11 protein-coding genes and 1 tRNA gene are annotated in these 16,678 nt (G+C 69.5%); 4 read left to right on the top strand and 8 right to left on the bottom strand.

The genetic code is table 11. From position 1 onward, the window contains the following. The first annotated feature begins 6 nt into the window (after nucleotides 1-6). On the top strand, nucleotides 7-3,561 hold the full coding sequence (gene smc / locus MLG87_RS00505) for a chromosome segregation protein SMC (protein ID WP_243294550.1): 3,555 nt from the start codon (nucleotides 7-9) through the stop codon (nucleotides 3,559-3,561). Nucleotides 3,562-3,886: 325 nt separating this feature from the next. Here the strand turns inward: smc and MLG87_RS00510 are convergent, their stop codons facing one another. The 6 genes from MLG87_RS00510 to MLG87_RS00535 are packed head-to-tail and all read right to left on the bottom strand — an operon-like array spanning nucleotide 3,887 to nucleotide 11,245. Further along, the gene (locus tag MLG87_RS00510) at nucleotides 3,887-5,428 is read right to left on the bottom strand and encodes a tetratricopeptide repeat protein (protein WP_243293274.1); all 1,542 of its coding nucleotides are present in this window, start codon (nucleotides 5,426-5,428) and stop codon (nucleotides 3,887-3,889) included. 28 nt (nucleotides 5,429-5,456) lie between these two features. Continuing rightward, on the bottom strand, nucleotides 5,457-6,392 hold the full coding sequence (locus MLG87_RS00515) for a 2-hydroxyacid dehydrogenase (RefSeq protein WP_243293275.1): 936 nt from the start codon (nucleotides 6,390-6,392) through the stop codon (nucleotides 5,457-5,459). Beyond that, nucleotides 6,389-6,976 (bottom strand): Holliday junction branch migration protein RuvA, encoded by a 588-nt coding sequence (ruvA, locus tag MLG87_RS00520; RefSeq protein ID WP_243293276.1) that lies wholly within the window; start codon nucleotides 6,974-6,976, stop codon nucleotides 6,389-6,391. The genes MLG87_RS00515 and ruvA overlap by 4 nt, the downstream gene beginning before the upstream one ends. 51 nt (nucleotides 6,977-7,027) lie before the next feature. Beyond that, on the bottom strand, nucleotides 7,028-8,161 hold the full coding sequence (locus MLG87_RS00525) for an acetoin utilization protein AcuC (RefSeq protein ID WP_243293277.1): 1,134 nt from the start codon (nucleotides 8,159-8,161) through the stop codon (nucleotides 7,028-7,030). Next, nucleotides 8,149-8,775 carry a CBS and ACT domain-containing protein gene (locus MLG87_RS00530; protein WP_243293278.1) on the bottom strand — a complete coding sequence of 209 codons (627 nt, stop codon included), beginning with the start codon at nucleotides 8,773-8,775 and terminating at the stop codon, nucleotides 8,149-8,151. The genes MLG87_RS00525 and MLG87_RS00530 overlap by 13 nt, the downstream gene beginning before the upstream one ends. 31 nt (nucleotides 8,776-8,806) lie before the next feature. Next, nucleotides 8,807-11,245 carry a bifunctional acetate--CoA ligase family protein/GNAT family N-acetyltransferase gene (locus MLG87_RS00535; protein ID WP_243293279.1) on the bottom strand — a complete coding sequence of 813 codons (2,439 nt, stop codon included), beginning with the start codon at nucleotides 11,243-11,245 and terminating at the stop codon, nucleotides 8,807-8,809. Nucleotides 11,246-11,412: 167 nt separating this feature from the next. Between MLG87_RS00535 and MLG87_RS00540 the strand changes: the two genes are divergently transcribed. Both MLG87_RS00540 and MLG87_RS00545 read left to right on the top strand, forming a co-directional pair. Continuing rightward, nucleotides 11,413-13,089 (top strand): AMP-binding protein, encoded by a 1,677-nt coding sequence (locus MLG87_RS00540; protein ID WP_243293280.1) that lies wholly within the window; start codon nucleotides 11,413-11,415, stop codon nucleotides 13,087-13,089. Between the two features lie 135 nt (nucleotides 13,090-13,224). Continuing rightward, nucleotides 13,225-15,060 carry an acyl-CoA dehydrogenase gene (locus MLG87_RS00545; RefSeq protein WP_243293281.1) on the top strand — a complete coding sequence of 612 codons (1,836 nt, stop codon included), beginning with the start codon at nucleotides 13,225-13,227 and terminating at the stop codon, nucleotides 15,058-15,060. Nucleotides 15,061-15,119: 59 nt separating this feature from the next. Here the strand turns inward: MLG87_RS00545 and MLG87_RS00550 are convergent. Together MLG87_RS00550 and MLG87_RS00555 are read right to left on the bottom strand one after the other, a co-directional pair. Then, nucleotides 15,120-15,195 (bottom strand) — tRNA-Ala (locus MLG87_RS00550). Between the two features lie 34 nt (nucleotides 15,196-15,229). Continuing rightward, nucleotides 15,230-15,784, bottom strand: coding sequence for a helix-turn-helix transcriptional regulator (locus MLG87_RS00555; RefSeq protein WP_243293282.1), 555 nt, complete (start codon nucleotides 15,782-15,784; stop codon nucleotides 15,230-15,232). 132 nt (nucleotides 15,785-15,916) lie between these two features. On the opposite strand from MLG87_RS00555, the gene MLG87_RS00560 reads away from it, so the two are divergent. Beyond that, a complete protein-coding gene (locus tag MLG87_RS00560) occupies nucleotides 15,917-16,636 on the top strand; it encodes a cytochrome b/b6 domain-containing protein (RefSeq protein WP_243293283.1) in 720 nt (239 codons plus the stop codon). Nucleotides 16,637-16,678: the final 42 nt, after the last annotated feature.

Here is a 16,678-nt window from a genome sequence, read left to right on the forward strand (position 1 = left end):
GGAATGATGGAGGCAGATGTTCCCCACCCCTTCTCCTGGAGCGCTGATCGCGTGCGCCTGATCTCCCTTGAACTCCATGGCTTCAAGTCCTTCGCAGACGCCCAGAAGCTCAGTTTCCCAGGAGGCATGACCGCGGTCGTGGGGCCCAACGGCTGCGGCAAATCGAACATCTCCGACAGCCTGGCCTGGGTGCTGGGTGAACAGCGGGCCTCCATGCTGCGTGGCGCGGAGATGGCCGACGTGATCTTCGCGGGCACGGCCCAGCGCCGGCCCACGGGCCTGGCTGAGGTGAAGCTGGCCCTGGAGATGCCGGACCCCGCCTTGCCGGGCTCCACGCGGGAGGTGACGATCTCGCGCCGCCTCTACCGGGACACCGGCAGCGAGTACCGCATCAACGGCCGGGAGGCACGGCTCAAGGACGTGCAGGACCTGCTGCTGGACACGGGCATGGGCACCCGGGCCTACAGCTTCATCCAGCAGGGGCAGATCGACCTGATCCTCAGCAGCAAGCCCAAGGACCGGCGCCTGCTGCTGGAGGAGGCCGCCGGCATCACCCGCTACAAGCTGCGCCGGGCCGACGCGGAAAAGCGGCTGGACGAGACTCGCGGCAACCTCCAGCGGCTGGATGACATCCTCTACGAGCTGACCAAGCAGATGGATTCGCTCCGCCGCCAGGCGGCCCGCGCCCGGAAGGCTAAGGAACTGGACGCGGAGATCAAGGCCACGCAGCGGGTGCTGCTGGCGGGGAAGGCGGTGGAACTGGAGGAGGCCAAGCAGCGGATCCTGGACCACCTGGACGAGGTCGAGCGGCGGGTGGCCGAGCTCACGGCGCAGGTCTCCGAGAAGGCCTCCGAAGTGGAGGCCCTGCGCCTGTCCGTGGATGAGCGGCAGCAGGCCCAGGCCAAGCGGGCGAGCGCCATTCTCGGTTTGGACCAGCGTCTTCAGCTGGCCGACCAGGAGCGCAGCTTCCAGGAGGACCGGAGGACCGAGGCGCGGGACCAGCGGGCCCGCCTGGAAGAGCACATCCAGATGCTGGTGGCGCGGCTGGCCGAATCCGGCGATTCCTTCACCGCGCTGGAAGCCCAGCTGAAGGAGGCCGGCGAGCGCCTCGCGCTTCAGGAGGCAGAGCTGGCCAAGGCCGAGGAAGCCGTGGCCCTCGCCCAGGGGGCCCTCCGCCACGCGGAGGCGGAGCTCCATGCCCATCGCGAGCGGAAGGCCGACTCCCAGAAGGAGGCCCTGGCCCGCCAGAAGGAGCGGCTGGGGCTCCAGACGCAGATCGCCCAGCTGGAGGGCCGCCTGGACACCCTCAACCACGAGGAATCCGTCCGCGCCCCGCGCCTGGAAAGCCTCGAGGCCGAGTCGGGCCAGGTGGAGCGGGCGCTGGAGGGGCTGCTGTCCCAGCTCGAGCAGGCCGAGGAAGCTTCGCTGGATCAGCGCCGTCGGGCCGAGCAGCTGGAGGAAGCCCAGCGCATCCTGGCCCAGGATCACCATCGGGCCGAGGCGGAGCTGGACGCCGCCGAACGGCGCCTGCGGCAGATCTCCGACCTGCTGGCCAAGAGCTTCGGCGAGGCGGAATTGCAGAAGGGGCTCGCCTGGCTGCGGGAACAGGGTGTCCGCCCCCAGACGCTGGTGGATCTGCTCACGGTGGACGAGGCCCTGCGGCCGGATCTGGAGCGGCTGCTGGGCAACTGGCTCCAGGTCCTGGCCGTCGAGGCGTCCCTGGCGGGCCGTGCCGCCGAGGCTCCGGGCCATCTGCTGCTGGCCCTGGAGGACAAGGGGGACCTGCCGCCCGTCCCGGAGGGTTGCGAAGCCCTGCGGGACCACCTCAGGTGGACGGGGTCGAACCGTCCGCTCGGCGCCCTGCTGGGCCGGGCCTTCCGATGCGCCGACGCGGCCCTGCCCGCACTGGCAGCAGCCCATCCGGACCTGGCCTTCGTCTCGCCCGCCTTCGTGCGCCTGCCCTTCGGCCCCGTGCAGCTTGGCGTGTCCGCCCCCGCCGCCTCTCCCCTGAAGCTGCGGGCGGAGCAGGAGGAGGCCAAGGCCACCCGCGAGGCCCTGCTGGATCGCATCGAGGACCTGGAGACCCGGCGGGGCAGGGGCGGCGACGACAGCCGCGCCGCCCGGGCGCGGTCCGTCGAGATCGACGAGGACCTGCGGGCCCTCCGGCGGCGGGCGGACACCCTGAAGGCGCAGCGGACCTCGCTGCTGAACCAGCTGTCGGAGATCCGGGCGGCCAGCGAGCGGGCGGACGCCCTGTGGGAGCAGATCGAGGCCGAGATCAAAGGTCTTCAGGGCCAGCTCCGGGACCTGGAATCCCACCCGGAGGAGGCCAACGACACCGCCCTGGAAGAGGCCATCCGCCAGGCCGAGGATCTGGTCCGCGAGGCGCGACATCGACTGGATGAGCGCCGGGACCAGCGCGGCGAGGTCGCGCGCGCCCGTGACGCGGCCTGGGCGGAGCGGGACGGCCACGAGCGGCACCTTCAGCTGGCCCAGCGGGGCCGCTTCGACCTGGAAGCCGAACGGCAGCGCCTGGAGGTGGAGGCCTCCGAGCAGGGCAGCCGCATGGAGACTTGCGCCCAGCGCCTCGCCGAGCTGGAAGCGGAATCCCAGGGCCTGCTGAAGGACCGGGAGGAGGTGCAGGCCCAAGCCCAGGAGGCGCAGCCCCACCTCGAGCTGGACCAGGAGACCCTCCGGGTGCAGGAGCGGGCGGCCCGCGAGCTTCAGGAGGCCCTGGAGAATGCCCGGGCCCAGCACCAGGAAGTACTCATCCATGGCGCGCAGGTCCAGGGCAGCCAGGAGGCGCTGGCCAAGGAGGTCGAGCTGGCCCTGGGGCTGGAGATCCCCGCCTTCCTGGCCGGCATCACCGAGGCCGAGCGGGAGGCCTGGGCCGAGGGCGGGCTGGTGCACCAGACCCGGCTCAACGAGCTCCAGGGGCGGCGCATGGATCTGGGCGGCGTGAACCCCCTGGCCATCCAGGAACTGGAGGAGGCGGAGACCCGCCTGGCCTTCATGAACGAACAACGAGCCGACGTCACCGCGGCCATCGGCAACCTGGAGTCCACCATCCAGGAGATCAACGCCACCAGCGAGGAGCGGTTCCGGGAAGCCTTCGACTTCGTGAACACGCGATTCCAGGAGGTGTTCCGGGAGGCCTTCGGTGGCGGCCAGGCCCAGCTGAGCCTGGAGGATCCCAAGAACCTGCTGGAGTGCGGCATCGAGATCACCGCCCAGCCCCCGGGCAAGAGCGCCAAGGCCCTCACACTTCTGAGCGGCGGCGAGAAGGCGCTGACGGCCATCTCGCTCCTCTTCGCCATCTTCCACTTCAAGCCCAGTCCCTTCTGCGTGCTGGACGAGGTGGACGCCCCGCTGGATGAGGCGAACGTGGGCCGCTTCGCCGCCATGGTCCAGAAGATGAAGGTCGACACCCAGTTCATCGTCATCACCCACCAGAAGCCCACCATGGTGGCCGCGGACACGCTCTACGGCGTCACCATGGAAGAGGCGGGCTGCTCGCGGCTGGTGAGCGTCCAGCTCCGGGAGGCCGAGGCCCTGGTCTGAGCATCCGGTGTGACGGAATGGGTGGTGAACCCCCTTTTCGCCCTCCGGTCCATGCCCTGCAAGGGCGATCGGCCTGTCAATGCGAAAGAAAGCGTAAATTGTGGAAAACCCCGGATCGGAATTGTCCGGCAGATCCGTCAGACGTATTTAATTTAAAAATTGATTTGATTCAATTTGAATAGACGCAAATCGACATTAAAACACCCTCGAAGTCCATCCAGGAACAGGATTTAGCCCTCCCGGGAAGGATCAATCCACAGGCTTTTCCACAGACGTGCCCCGTCGGTTTGTAACTATCTGGTAATGCTGGGGTGACTTCGGTGTGTCAGCTTTCCAGCTCGGCCGCGAGGAACTCGGGCCGCAGCCATTCGCGGAGGGTCTCCTCCCCCACGCCCAGCTTGGTGAGATGCTCGGTGGCCATCTTCATGCTCTGGCCCGCGTCCCGGCAGATGAGCAGCCGCTGCTTCCAGGCTTCGAGGGCGCGATGCCGCAGCTCGGGCTCACCCTGGTCCATGCGCTTCTCCAGCACGAAGCCGAGATTGTTGGCCGCTTTGCGATGGCTGGGCTCCAGGGCCAGGGCCTTCTCATAGGCCTCCGTGGCCTCCGTCAGGCGTCCCGCGACTTCCAGGGCCACGCCCCGGGCGTTCCACACATCCGAGTCATCGGGGGCGAGGGCCATGGCCTGGTCCACCATGCCCATCTGGTCCTCGGGGCGGTTGGCGAAACGGTAGACCTCGGACAGGCCGAGGTAGGCGCTGTACTCGCCGGGATCCGTCTCCAGGGCCTTCAGGAACGCCTGCTCGGCGGCGGGCCCCTGCCGGGTCTCGATGAGGGCATAGCCCAGCTGGACCTGGAGATCCGCAGCATCGGGCTCCCGCATCATGGCCTCGCGGTAGCAGCGGAGCGCGTCCTCCCAGCGGGATTCCTCGCGGGCCATGTCGCCCAGCGCGGCCCAGGGGTTCGCGGCCTCCGGATCGGTCTCCGTGGCGAGGCTGAAGTAGGAAACGGCGCCTTCGCGGTCCCCCATGTCGCGCTTCAGCTCGCCCAGCAGGGCCTGGGCCTCCGCCAGCACCGGCGCGGGGGGCGCGAGGAGCATCAGCGTGTGGAGCTGGCCCTGGGCGAGCTCCAGATGCCCCTGCTCGCTGAAGATCTCCGCGAGGATGAAGTAGCTGGCCGGATCGCACACGTGCAGGCTGCGGGCCCGCTGGATGCAGCGCAGGCCTTCCGCGAGCTCGCCGCGCTTGAGTAGCATCTCGCCGAGGGCGTGCCAGCCCCAGTAGTAGGACCCGTCCGTCTGGAGCGCGGCCACCAGCTGCGCCTCGGCGCCGCTCCAGTCGGAGAGCTGGTCCATGGCGATGGCGAGCAGACGCAGGGTGCGGGGATCCGTGGGCCGCAGGCTGAGGGACTTCAGCAGCCAGGCCTTGGCCTCCGCGGCCTGGCCGCGATGCAGGTGCACGAGGCCCGTGAGCTCGAGGGCCTTGGGATCCTGGCCGTCGAGGGCGAGGGCCTGGTGGAGGGCGAGTTCCGCCCCGTCGATGTCCTGGAGGAGAAGGCGCAGGTAGCCCAGGTTGCGCAGGTGCCCGCCGCACTCGGGGTGCTCATCCCGGAGGGATTCGAGCTGGGCCAGCAGCTCCTGGCCCTCTTCCTCCTCGGCGGTGTCGCTGAAGCAGAGCAGGCGTTCGAACCAGGCCTCCGCGTGGGAGCGGTCCTCGACCAGCAGCTGGTCCAGGATCTCCTGGGCCTCTGTGTGCCGGGCGCGGCCGTTGAGGGCGCGAGCCAGCTTGAGGCGGTCAGCAAACGACGTTCCGGCCGCGGTCTTGATGGCCGTCAGGTCCGGGTCGAGCAGCTTGATCCAGGGGCGTGCCATGGGATGCCTCGTGAGGGAGTCCAGGGTATCACCGCGATGGAGCCAGCGCCGCCGCGAGTCCGTCGCAAAGGAGCTGCGCCATGGCGCCGCGGGTCTCGACCGTGGCCGAGCCCAGGTGGGGCAGCAGCACGGCACGGGGCGCCTTCAACCAACGCGGATTGAGGCGCGGTTCACCTTCGTAGACGTCCAGGCCCACGCCGCCGAGGCGGCCCGATTCCAGCAGGTCGATGGCGGCGTTCTCATCCATGATGCCGCCGCGCGCGGTGTTGATGATCACCGCGCCCTGGGGCAGCTTCTCCAGCGCGACGCGGTCCAGCATGCCGCGGGTCTGGTCTGTCAGCGGGCAATGGAGGGACAGCACGAGACTCTTCGGGAGCAGGTCCACCAGGGGCAGGCGCGGGGCCTTGCCGACGCCGAAATCCACCTCGCCGCCGCGGCCCTCGCGGTCCCAGAACAAGGGTGTCATGCCCAGGGCCTGGGCGCGGCGGGCGAAGGCCTGGCCGATGGGGCCGCTGCCAAGGATGCCGCAGCCCTTGCCCGAGAGACCCAGGCCCAGCAGCTGGTCGGGCGCCCAGCCCTTCCACGCGCCGGACCGCACGAGCGCCTCGCCTTCCACCACGCGGCGGGTCACGGCCATCAGCAGGGCGAGGGCGATGTCGGCGGTGGCGTCCGTCAGCACGCCGGGCGTGTTCACCACGGCGATGCCGCGGGCCTGGCAGGCCTTCACAGGCAGGTGGTTCACGCCCACGGAGTAGGTGCCGATGGCCTTCAGCTTCGGCGCCGCGTCGAGATCCGCCTCGGTGACGGGCTCGGAGAGCATCACCACCAGGGCCTCGGCCTCGGGCAGGGCGGCGTTCCATTCCGGCGAGCGGAAGGCGGCCAGCCGGAGATCGGGGAAGCGGGCGCCGAGCTCGGCCAGGGCGGGACCGACGAGGGGAGAGGTGGAGAGGATTCGCGTGCTCATCGCTGCAGGGCCTTCAAAGCGAGACGGATGGCCTCCGCCAGGGGCGGCTTCGAGGTGCGGAGGTCTGCCACCACGGGCAGCACCACGTCCTCCTTGAAGCCAAGATTCGTCAGGGCGGAGCGCAGGCTCTCCTCCCAGGGGTCGCCCGCGGGCCCGCCCGCCAGGCCGTCCAGGCCCGACAGGCCGCCCAGCTTCTCCGACAACTCGAAGCACATCTTCTCGGCGGTCTTCTTCCCCACGCCGGGGATGCGCGTGAGGGCCTTCACGTCCCGGCCCCGGATGGCGCGCACCAGGTCCTCGGGGCTGAGGGCGCCCAGGGCCGCCAGGGCCATCTTTGGCCCCACGCCGTCCACCTTCACCAGCAGCCGGTAGAGCTCCCGCTCCTGGGCGGAGGAGAAGCCCAGCAGGGCGATCTCGTTCTCGCGCACCAGCAGCTCCGTGTGCAGCACCACCTGGGTGCCCGCCTCCGGCAGCAGGCCATAGGTCGAGAGGCTGATGGCCGCGGCGTAGCCCACGCCCCCGCACTCGACGAGGGCCAGGTTCGGCAGCTTCTGGATGAGTTCCCCGCGCAGGCGTCCGATCATGCTTCGAGGATACCGGAAGGAAAACCCCCGGGCCTGCGGCGTTTCCTGCCGCTACATCCAGTAGCGGAAGAGCGAGTCCATCAGCCGCGCGACCACGTCGCCGTTGCGCCGGTTGCGTTCCTCGCGGCCGGGGAGCTCCGGATAGGCCGGCACGGGATCGTGCAGGGTCCGCCCGACTTCCGGCCCCAGCAGCTCGCGCCAGCGGTCCAGCCAGGCATCGGGAAGCTTTTCCGGAATGGGGAGGTCCATCAGCGTGAGGTAGAGGATCGTCCAGACGCGGGCCACGACCTGGGCTTCGTAGCCGCCGCCCAGGGTGAAGAGCGCCCGGCCCTGGGTGCGCTCGGCGGCCAGGTCGAGAATCCGGCGGTAGAGGGCCTGGAAGGCCTGGGTGGTCATGGCCAGGTCCCCGAGGGGATCGGCGAAGTGCGCGTCCGCGCCGGCCTGCACCACCAGGACGTGGGGCGAGAACCACTCCAGGGCCCGGGGCACCACGGCGTCGAAGGCCTCCAGGTAGCTCTCGGATTCCGTGAAGGGCTCCAGGGGGATGTTGACGCTGAGTCCCCGCGCGGTGCCGGCGCCCAGCTCCTGGATGTGGCCGGTACCGGGATAGAGGTAGTGCCCCGTCTCGTGCAGGCTGATGGTCAGCACCTGGTCGCTGTCGTAGAAGAGGCTCTGGACACCGTCGCCGTGGTGGAGGTCGATGTCGAGGTAGGCCACACGCCAGCCGTGGCGCACCATGGCCCGGATGGCCACGGCCAGGTCGTTGTACATGCAGAACCCCGCCGCCCGGTTCTTCTGTGCGTGATGCAGCCCTCCGCCCAGCTGGAGCACGCGGGTCTCGGCTCCCTCCATCAGGAGCCGCGCCCCATGGAGGGTTCCGCCCACCAGCCAGCGGGCCGCGAGGTCCATGCCCGGGAAGATGGGGTTGTCCGGCGTCCCCAGTCCGAACTGCTCCGCCTCGGGCCTGGACTCGCCGCGATCCAGGGCCTCGACCATGGCCACGTAGGCCTCGTCGTGGACCGTGAGGATCTCGTCCCGGGTGGCCGCGGGCGCCGCGATGGGCGAGGTGGCGTGGCCCAGGGTGTGGATCAGGTCCAGGAGCATGGCGAGCCGCGCCGGCGTGAAGGGATGCTCCGGCCCGAAGTCGTACCCGGCGTACTCCGGGCGGTAGATCAGTGCTGCCATGGCTTCTGGATGGGCCACAGGACCTCGAACTCCGCCCGCCGGAGCTCGTCCGCGAGGGGGCGGATCTGGTTGGAATCCACCCGGAGCACCGTGCGGACAGCCTCGGGCGAGGGGTAGGTGAGGATGGAGTGGATGTTGACGTGGCGCTCCGCGAGGAAGGCCGTGAGGCGGGCCAGCTCGCCAGGACGGTCCGCGAGGGCCACCTCGAGCCGGGAGGAGGGCTTGGTCACTCCGGTGAGGATCATCAGGGCGTCCAGCAGGTCCATGCCCGTGAGGATCCCCACCAGCTCGCCGCCGTCCACCACGGGCAGGCAGCCGATCTTGTGCTCCCGCATGATCCGCGCGGCGTCCTCCACGGGATCCAGGGGATCCGCCGTCAGCGGCGGGCTGCTCATGACGGCGGAGACGGGATCCCCGGCGGGGTGGGGATTCTGGCAGAGGCTGCTGGTGGCCAGGCGGAGGTCGCGGTCCGTGAGGACGCCCACCAGGCGCCCCCGGTCCACCACCGGGAGGTGGCGGAAGCCGCGGTCCTGGAGCAGCTGGTAGGCCTCCCCGATGGTGGCCTCCGCGGAGACCACCGTCACCGGCCGGCGCATCATCTCCTTCACGAGCATGGCGGTTCTCCTCGGGATTCAGGCTCGGGGTTCAGGACTTGCGGAAGCCGACCTGGGTGAAGGTCAGGCGCAGGTCCGGCTGGAGGGGCAGGGGGCTGAGGGCGCCGGTCTCGCCGTGGACGGCGACCTGGGCCTCCAGGGTGTGGAGCCAGGGCAGCTCCTCCACGAGCTGGGTCAGGCGGCCCAGGGTCTCGCCCAGGCCGTTGCCGGGCGGCAGGTGCATCCGCTCGAGGACGTCGGCGATGTCTAGATCCGTGAGCGGGGTGATGCGCAGGATGGAGCCCACGCCCTGGCGGTGGAAGCGCCAGATGGGCCCGAAGTCGGGATCCGTGGAGAGGTTGAGCCCCACCCTGGGGCCACGCCGTTCCGCGGGTTCCGGGAGGTTCGTGACGGGGACGCCAAAGAGCCCCATGAGCTCCCGGGCCTGGGTCACGGAGAGGATCGCGTGGGCGGAATCGGGCAGCTTCTCCACCAGCTGCTCCACGCGCCGCCGGGCCTCGCCGGCGTTGATGTCCGCGTAGCCCTGGAACCGGCCCGGGGGCTGCCGCCGGAAGTGGGCGTACTGGACCACCTTGGACAGGGCCAGGGCCGCCGACTCCGGGAAGCGGTAGGAGGGGAAGGTGCGGTGCATGGCGCCCCCCTCGCCCAGCGCGGCTGATCCCACGGGGATGGCCCCGCTCACGCCCATGAGGGAGAGCAGGGTCGGCTTGGCGATGCCCGTGGTCTGCTCGGCCCGCACGGCGGCCCGCCGGATGGCCCGGGCCACCAGGGCCGGGTCGCAGTCCCCCAGGCAGGCGAAGGAGGCGATGAGGGCATCCACCTCGGGATGCTCCAGGGCCTCCCGGCAGGCCCGCTCGTAGTGCTCCGCCGTGGCCATGGCATGGAGGTCCACTACGCCGGGGCCGGCGATCCGCATGCCGTGGGATTCGCAGGCGTCCGCGCAGATGGTGGCTACGCCGCCGGAGTTGCTGACGATGGCCACCCGGTCGCCCCGGGGCAGGGGCTGGTGCGACAGCAGCAGCGCGATGTCGAACAGGTCCTCCAGGGTGTCCGCCCGGATCACGCCGGCCTGGTGGAAGAGGGCCTCCACCTCGGCGTCATTCTGCGGGCTCGCCGCGATGTGGGCCTGGGCGACGCGCCGCCCGGCGTGGCTCCGGGCGCTCTTCACGCAGAGCACCGGCTTGCGGTGGGAGATCCGGCGAGCCAGCCGGGCGAAGCGGCGCGGATTCCCGAAGGTCTCCAGGTAGAGCAGGGCCAGGTCCGTGTCCGGGTCCTCCTCCCAGTACTGGAGCAGGTCGTTGCCCGAGACATCAGCGCGGTTTCCGGCGGAGACGAAGGAGGAGAACCCCAGCCCGCGTTCCGCGGCGTACTGCAGGATCACCACGCCCAGGGCCGCGGAGTGGCTGAAGAAGCCGACCCGCCCGCGGGGGGGCATCACGGTGGCCAGGCTGGCATTGAGCTGGACCGCCGCATGGGTGTTCAGCAGCCCCAGGCAGTTGGGGCCCACCAGGCGCGCCCCCCGGCTGCGGGCGAGGCGCACCAGCCGCTCTTGGCGGCGGGCCCCCTCCGGACCGGTTTCGGCGAACCCGGCCGTGAGCACCAAGAGCCCCCGCGCGCCCTTGTCCAGGGCCCGCCGGGCGAGGGCGGACACCTTGGCCGCCGGTACCGCCAGGACCACCAGATCCGGGGGTTCCGGCAGGGAGGCCAGGGAGGGATAGGCCTGGACGCCTTCGATGGCCTTGGCCCTGGGATTGACCGGATAGACCGCGCCCTGGAAGCCGCCCCGGAGGATGTTGCGGAAGATGGTGCTCCCCACGGAGCCGGGATCCCGGGAGGCGCCCACCACGGCCACGCTGCCCGGTCGCAGGAGCGGCACCAGGGAGTTGGCGGTGGCCACCCGCTCGCGGATCTCGGCCCGCTCGCGCTGGGCCTCGGGGGCGCTCAGGGGGAAGCGCACATGGATGATGCCGCCCTCCATGGCCCGGGTGGTCTCGAACCCGGAATCACGGAAGACGTTGACCATCTTCTGGTTCTCATGGAGCACCTCGGCTTCGAAGCCGACGTAGCCCGCGCCCGCCGCCAGGCCCGCGAGCCGCTCGAGGATCAGCGTGCCGATGCCCCGGCCCTGGTGGGCGTCCGCGATCATGAACGCGACCTCGGCGACGGCCCCGCCATCGCCCACGTAGTTCCCCAGGCCCAGCACCTGCTGCTCCGCCCCCTCGCCCTCGATGGCCAGGAGGCAGGCCCGCTGGCGGCGGTTCTCGTCGCAGAGATCCTCCACGAACTTGCGGGAGACGCTCGACACGCCGCCCATGAAGCGCATGGCCATGCTCTCTCGCGAGAGCCCGCTGATGAAGGCCTCCACGCGGTCCGCGTCTTCCGGGGAGGCGATCCGCAGGAGGACGCCCTGGCCGTCTTTCAGGAGGACGAATTCCCGGTAGCCTGCGCCGTCAGGGATGATGCTGAACACAGGGTGCCTCGCGGATCGGGGTGCAATGCGACCACCCTATCATGCGCTCCCGGGGCCGGGCCCTACTTGAGATCCTTTCTCCCCCTGCATGTCGTTTTTCATCCTGGACGGCCGGTCATGGCCATCCTAGATTGCTCTATACCCCCCAAGCGAATCAGGAGGACCAGATGAATGGTCGCGAAGCGTTTCTCCAGGCCAGGGACTTCCTCGTCCAGTACCGGGACGACTACGACGATGCCCGCCGCGACTTCCGCTGGCCCGTCCTCGACACCTTCAACTGGGCCCTGGACTACTTCGACACCTATGCTGCGGGCAACGACCGGCCCGCGCTGTGGATCGTCGAGGAGAGCGGGGCGGAGACGAAGGTCAGCTTCCAGGAGCTCTCTCGGCGCAGCAACCAGGTGGCCAACACCTTGCGGGCCATGGGGGTGAGGCGCGGCGACGGCCTGCTGATCATGCTGGACAACGTCCTGCCCCTCTGGGAGGTGATGCTGGCCTGCATCAAGCTCGGCGCGGTGCTGGTTCCCTCCACCCTGCTGCTCTCCCAGGCGGACCTCCAGGACCGCATCGAGCGCGGCGGTATCCGGCACCTGGTGGTGGACTCCGCCCAGACGGCCAAGTTCGACGGCCTGGACGCGAGCCTCACCCGCATCTGCGTGGGCGCTCCGGTGTCCGGCTGGCACGACGTGTCCGAGCTCTACGCGGGCTCGACCGCCTTCGCGGCCGACGCGCCCACCCGCGCCACGGACCCCATGCTGCTCTACTTCACCTCCGGCACCACGGCCAAGCCCAAGCTGGTGGTCCACACCCACCAGTCCTATCCCGTGGGGCACCTGTCCACCATGTACTGGGTCGGCCTGCAGGAGGGCGACGTCCACTACAACATCAGCTCGCCGGGCTGGGCCAAGCACGCCTGGAGCAGCTTCTTCGCGCCCTGGAACGCCGGGGCCTGCATCTTCGTCTACCGCGCGGCCCGCTTCAGCGCGTCCGCCACCCTCAAGACCATCGTCGACAAGGGCGTGACCACCCTCTGCGCTCCCCCGACCGTGTGGCGCCTCTTCATCCAAGAGGACCTGGCGGCCTACAAGGTGAAGCTCCGGGCCCTGGTGGGCGCCGGCGAGCCCCTGAATCCCGAAGTCATCAGCCAGGTGGAGAAGGCCTGGGGCCTCACCATCCGCGACGGCTACGGCCAGACGGAGACCACCGCCATCGTGGGCAACTCGCCCGGGCAGGCGGTGAAGTCCGGCTCCATGGGCCGCCCCCTGCCGGGCTTCCATGTGGCGTTGCTGGATTCCGAGGGGAACGAGGCGGAGGAGGGCGAGATCGCCCTGAAGCTGAACCCCCGGCCCACGAGCCTCATGGCCGGCTACAAGGACGATCCAGAGAAGATGCGGAAGGCCGAGGCCGAAGGCTGGTACCGCACCGGGGACGTGGCCACCCGCGATGCGGACGGCTACCTCTGCTTCGTGGGCCGCGCCGACGATGTCTTCAAGAGCTCCGACTACCGCATCAGCCCCTTCGAGCTGGAGTCCTTCCTCATCGAGCACGAGGCTGTGGCCGAGGCGGCGGTGGTGCCCAGCCCGGATCCCCTCAAGCTCACCGTCCCCAAGGCCTACATCATCCTGCGGGCGGGCTTCGAGCCCAACCGCGACACAGCCCTGGCCCTGTTCCGGTTCATCCGGGAGCGCATCTCGCCCTACAAGCGCATCCGCATCCTCGAGTTCGGTGACCTCCCCAAGACCATCTCCGGCAAGATCCGGCGTGTGGAGCTGCGGAAACGGGCCGCGGATCCCACGCCGTCCGCCCTGGAGTTCCGGGAGGAGCAGTTCCCCGAACTGAAGTAGCCATCGCCCTGGGAGGCCCGCTCCAACTTACCTGAGGACAGGTATTGGAAGGGCGGGCTCCCCATCGAAGAATGAAGGGACATCCCCGTCCCTTGCCGCCCGTTCCACCCCGCCCCATGTTTCCTGGAGGACACCATGAAGTACCTGGACGACGCCCGTGACATCAAGTTCAACCTCCTCGAGTGGCTGGATCTGGATGCGGTCCTGAAGGCCGAGCCCTACCAGGAGGTCGACCGCGACCAGCTGGCCATGGTGCTGGACGAGGCCCTCAAGGTGGCCAAGGGCAGCGTGGCCGCCTGCAACGAGATCGGCGACCGGGTCGGCGCCCAGTGGGAGAACGGAAAGGTGCGGCTTCCGGATGGGTTCGCCGAGGCCTTCCAGGACCTCGCCTCCGGCGGCTGGATCAGCGCCACCATGAACCCCGAATTCGGCGGCATGGGCCTGCCGGAAGTCGTGGGCACCGGCATCAGCGAGTACCTCATGGGCGCGAACACGGCCCTGGGCCTCAAGGTGCTCCTCACCCGCGGCGCCGCCCACCTCATCGAGACCTTCGGGAGCGACGAGCTGAAGGCGGTCTACTGCGAAAAGATGTACACCGGGGAATGGACCGGCACCATGTGCCTCACCGAGGCCGGCGCCGGCAGCGACCTGGGCGCGCTCACCACCAAGGCCGTGAAGCAGGCGGACGGGTCGTACCTCATCACCGGCGAGAAGATCTTCATCACCAGCGGCGACCACGAGCTGGTGCCGAACATCGTCCACGCCGTGCTGGCCCGCACACCGGACGCCCCCGCGGGTCCCAAGGGCATCAGCCTCTTCGTGGTGCCCAAAGTCCGTGTCAATGCCGACGGCAGCCTCGGCGCCCCCAACGATGTGGCCTGCGCCGGCATCGAGCACAAGCTGGGCATCCACGGGTCGCCCACGTGCAGCCTGGTGTTCGGCACCAACGGCGGCACCCAGGGCTTCCTGCTGGGACAGGAAGGGCAGGGCCTCGCCCACATGTTCGTGATGATGAACGCCGCCCGGTACGAGGTGGGCGTCCAGGGCCTGGGCAACGCCTCCGCCGCCCACCAGGCGGCCCTGGCCTATGCGAAGGAGCGCCTGCAGGGCCGCGCTCCCGGGGCTGCCAAGGGCGCTGGGCAGTCGCTCATCGTCGACCACCCGGACGTGCGCCGGATGCTCCTCATGCAGTCCGCCTACGTCCAGGCCATGCGCGCCCTCGTGACCTACACGGCCTGGTGCATGGACATGGCCCACGTCTCCGCCGGGGAGGAGAAGGACCGTTGGCAGGGCCTGGTGGAGCTGTTCACGCCCGTCTGCAAGGCCTGGTGCTCCGACTGGGGCTTCCGGGTGACGGAATGGGCCCTCCAGACCTTCGGCGGCTACGGCTACACCATGGAGTACCCCGCGGAGCAGTACCTCCGCGACTGCAAGATCGCCTCAATCTACGAAGGCACCAACGGCATCCAGGCCCTCGACCTGGTGGGCCGGAAGTTCCGCATGCAGGAGGGCCGTCCCGTGAAGGCCCTGATGGGCCAGGTGGGGGCCGCGGTCCAGTCCCTGGCCGCGGATCCTGTCCTCGGTCCCTCCGCCCGTCAGCTGGGCGAGGCCGCGAAGGCGCTGGGAACGGTGCTCCAGGAGATTCCCGCCCACGCGAACGCCGCCCTGCTGACGGGCCTGAACGCCGTGCCCCTCCTGGACATGGTCGGCCATGTTGTGGCGGGCCACCTGCTGCTCCAGCAGGCCGCCCTGGCCAAGGGCAAACTCGCCGCGCTCCTGCAGGAGCGAGGCGTGGACGCCGCCGATGCCAAGTCCGTGCAGGGCCTCCTGGCCGGCAGCTCCGAGGCCGCCTTCTACCAGAACAAGGTGCAGGCGGCGATCCACTTCGCCCACCGGGGCCTGCCCCTCGTGGCCGCCCAGGCCGTGGCCCTGCGCGCCGGCGAGACCGCCCCCATGGAGGCGGTGTTCTAGGTTCCCGCCCGTCCTCGACCGTCCATGAGAAAGCCCCCTGGCGACAGGGGGCTTTTCCTTGGTGGACCTGATCAGGATCGAACTGACGACCTCTGCATTGCGAACGCAGCGCTCTCCCAGCTGAGCTACAGGCCCTGGATCCTCCAGTCTAGCGGGCTCTCGCCTCGCGTCAATGCAATGGATGGGGGGCCAGGAGATCCTCCAGGAAGAAGGCGGCGAGCTCTGCTCGGCCCTCCAGCCCAGCCTTGCGGTAGATGGCCTGGGCCTGCTGGCGGACCGTGGGCTCCCGGGTGTCGCGAAGGGCGGCGATGTCCCGGGTGCTCAATCCCTTGAGCAGGAGCAGGGCCACCTCCCGCTCCGCGTCGGTCAGGTGCCACCGGTCGAACTGCTGGTCGATGGCCTCCGAGAGCCCTCGGAGCAGATCGGCGGCCTCCGCGCGCCAGTGGTTGGCCTCGGCCTGCACCTTGGCCAGGTCGCGACGCAGCCGATGGACATCCTGGCTACGCGCCTGGAGTGCGCGGAACATCCAGAGCGACATGGTGAGCGCCAGGACCGCCGCCAATCCTTCGACGATGAGATGACCCCAGCCCGCGGAGCGGAGCAGGCGGTCGGTGGCCAGATCCAAGATGAGCAGGGCACTTACCGCCAGCAGCGCCAAGGCGAAGGCGCGGGTCGGGTGCCATCGGCCTTCTGTCGGATCCGCCAGTCCTATGCCTTGCCCCATGAGGCCCTCCTGCATCGGCCATGCGTTGGATGGCCCGTCTTTTCGCTGTGGCTGATGCTGCTCAGGCGGGAGGCTACCATGACCGGGAATGGTCCGACTTCAACGGAATCCAAGGATGATCCAGCATCCCACGTGACGATCCGGGTCTGGGACCTGCCCACTCGCCTGCTGCATTGGGCCTTGGCAGGCCTCTTTGCGGCCGCGATGGTCCTGGCCGCGCTGACGTCGGAGCACAACCCCGCATTCCGGTGGCACATGCTCGCAGGCCTGGTGATGGTCGCGGTTGTGGCTCTGAGGGTGGTGTGGGGGCTCTTCGGATCGAAATATGCCAGGTTCGGTTCCTTTTTGTGTGGCCCGGGGGCGCTGTTGCGTTACCTGGGAGACAGCCTGAAGGGGAGGGATGCCCGCCAAGCCGGCCACAACCCAGGGGCTGCCTATGGGGCCATCGCCATGCTGGTTCTGCCGCTGGCGATTGTTGCGACAGGTCTGATGATGCAAGGGAGGAAGGAGATCTTTGAGGATCTGCACGAGGCCATGGCTTACAGCATGTTGGCGGTCGTGGCGGCCCATCTCCTGGGCTTGGGACTCCATGCTTTCCGCCACCGGGACCGGACGATCGGGAGCATGGTGACTGGCCTGAAACGGGGCATGGGAAAGGAGAGAATCTCCTCGTTCCACCCCATTCCGGCACTGGTTGTGCTCCTGCTCTTGAGCGGATGGGGCGCTGCCCTGGCGGCCTCCTTCGATGCCCGAACCGGATCCCTGGTCCTACCCGGAACGCAGGTGAAACTGCAGCTCGGGGAGGGAGCTGAGCGGGGTGATGTCCACCCGTCGGAGGATGATGACGACTGAAGCCCACTCTAGATAGCGCAGGAGGCCGCCTTTCGGCGGCCT

Origin of the sequence: Geothrix mesophila (assembly GCF_022808835.1) — a bacterium.
In the GTDB taxonomy this organism is placed as follows: Bacteria; Acidobacteriota; Holophagae; order Holophagales; family Holophagaceae; genus Geothrix; species Geothrix paludis.

Coding starts and splice junctions, on each gene's coding strand:
- ruvA (WP_243293276.1), bottom strand. CDS start 6,976: ATGATCGGACGCCTGCGCGGGGAACTCATCCAGAAGCTGCCGAACCTG.
- MLG87_RS00555 (WP_243293282.1), bottom strand. CDS start 15,784: ATGGGGCAAGGCATAGGACTGGCGGATCCGACAGAAGGCCGATGGCAC.
- MLG87_RS00540 (WP_243293280.1), top strand. CDS start 11,413: ATGAATGGTCGCGAAGCGTTTCTCCAGGCCAGGGACTTCCTCGTCCAG.
- MLG87_RS00510 (WP_243293274.1), bottom strand. CDS start 5,428: ATGGCACGCCCCTGGATCAAGCTGCTCGACCCGGACCTGACGGCCATC.
- smc (WP_243294550.1), top strand. CDS start 7: ATGGAGGCAGATGTTCCCCACCCCTTCTCCTGGAGCGCTGATCGCGTG.
- MLG87_RS00530 (WP_243293278.1), bottom strand. CDS start 8,775: ATGCTCGTGAAGGAGATGATGCGCCGGCCGGTGACGGTGGTCTCCGCG.
- MLG87_RS00545 (WP_243293281.1), top strand. CDS start 13,225: ATGAAGTACCTGGACGACGCCCGTGACATCAAGTTCAACCTCCTCGAG.
- MLG87_RS00515 (WP_243293275.1), bottom strand. CDS start 6,392: ATGAGCACGCGAATCCTCTCCACCTCTCCCCTCGTCGGTCCCGCCCTG.
- MLG87_RS00525 (WP_243293277.1), bottom strand. CDS start 8,161: ATGGCAGCACTGATCTACCGCCCGGAGTACGCCGGGTACGACTTCGGG.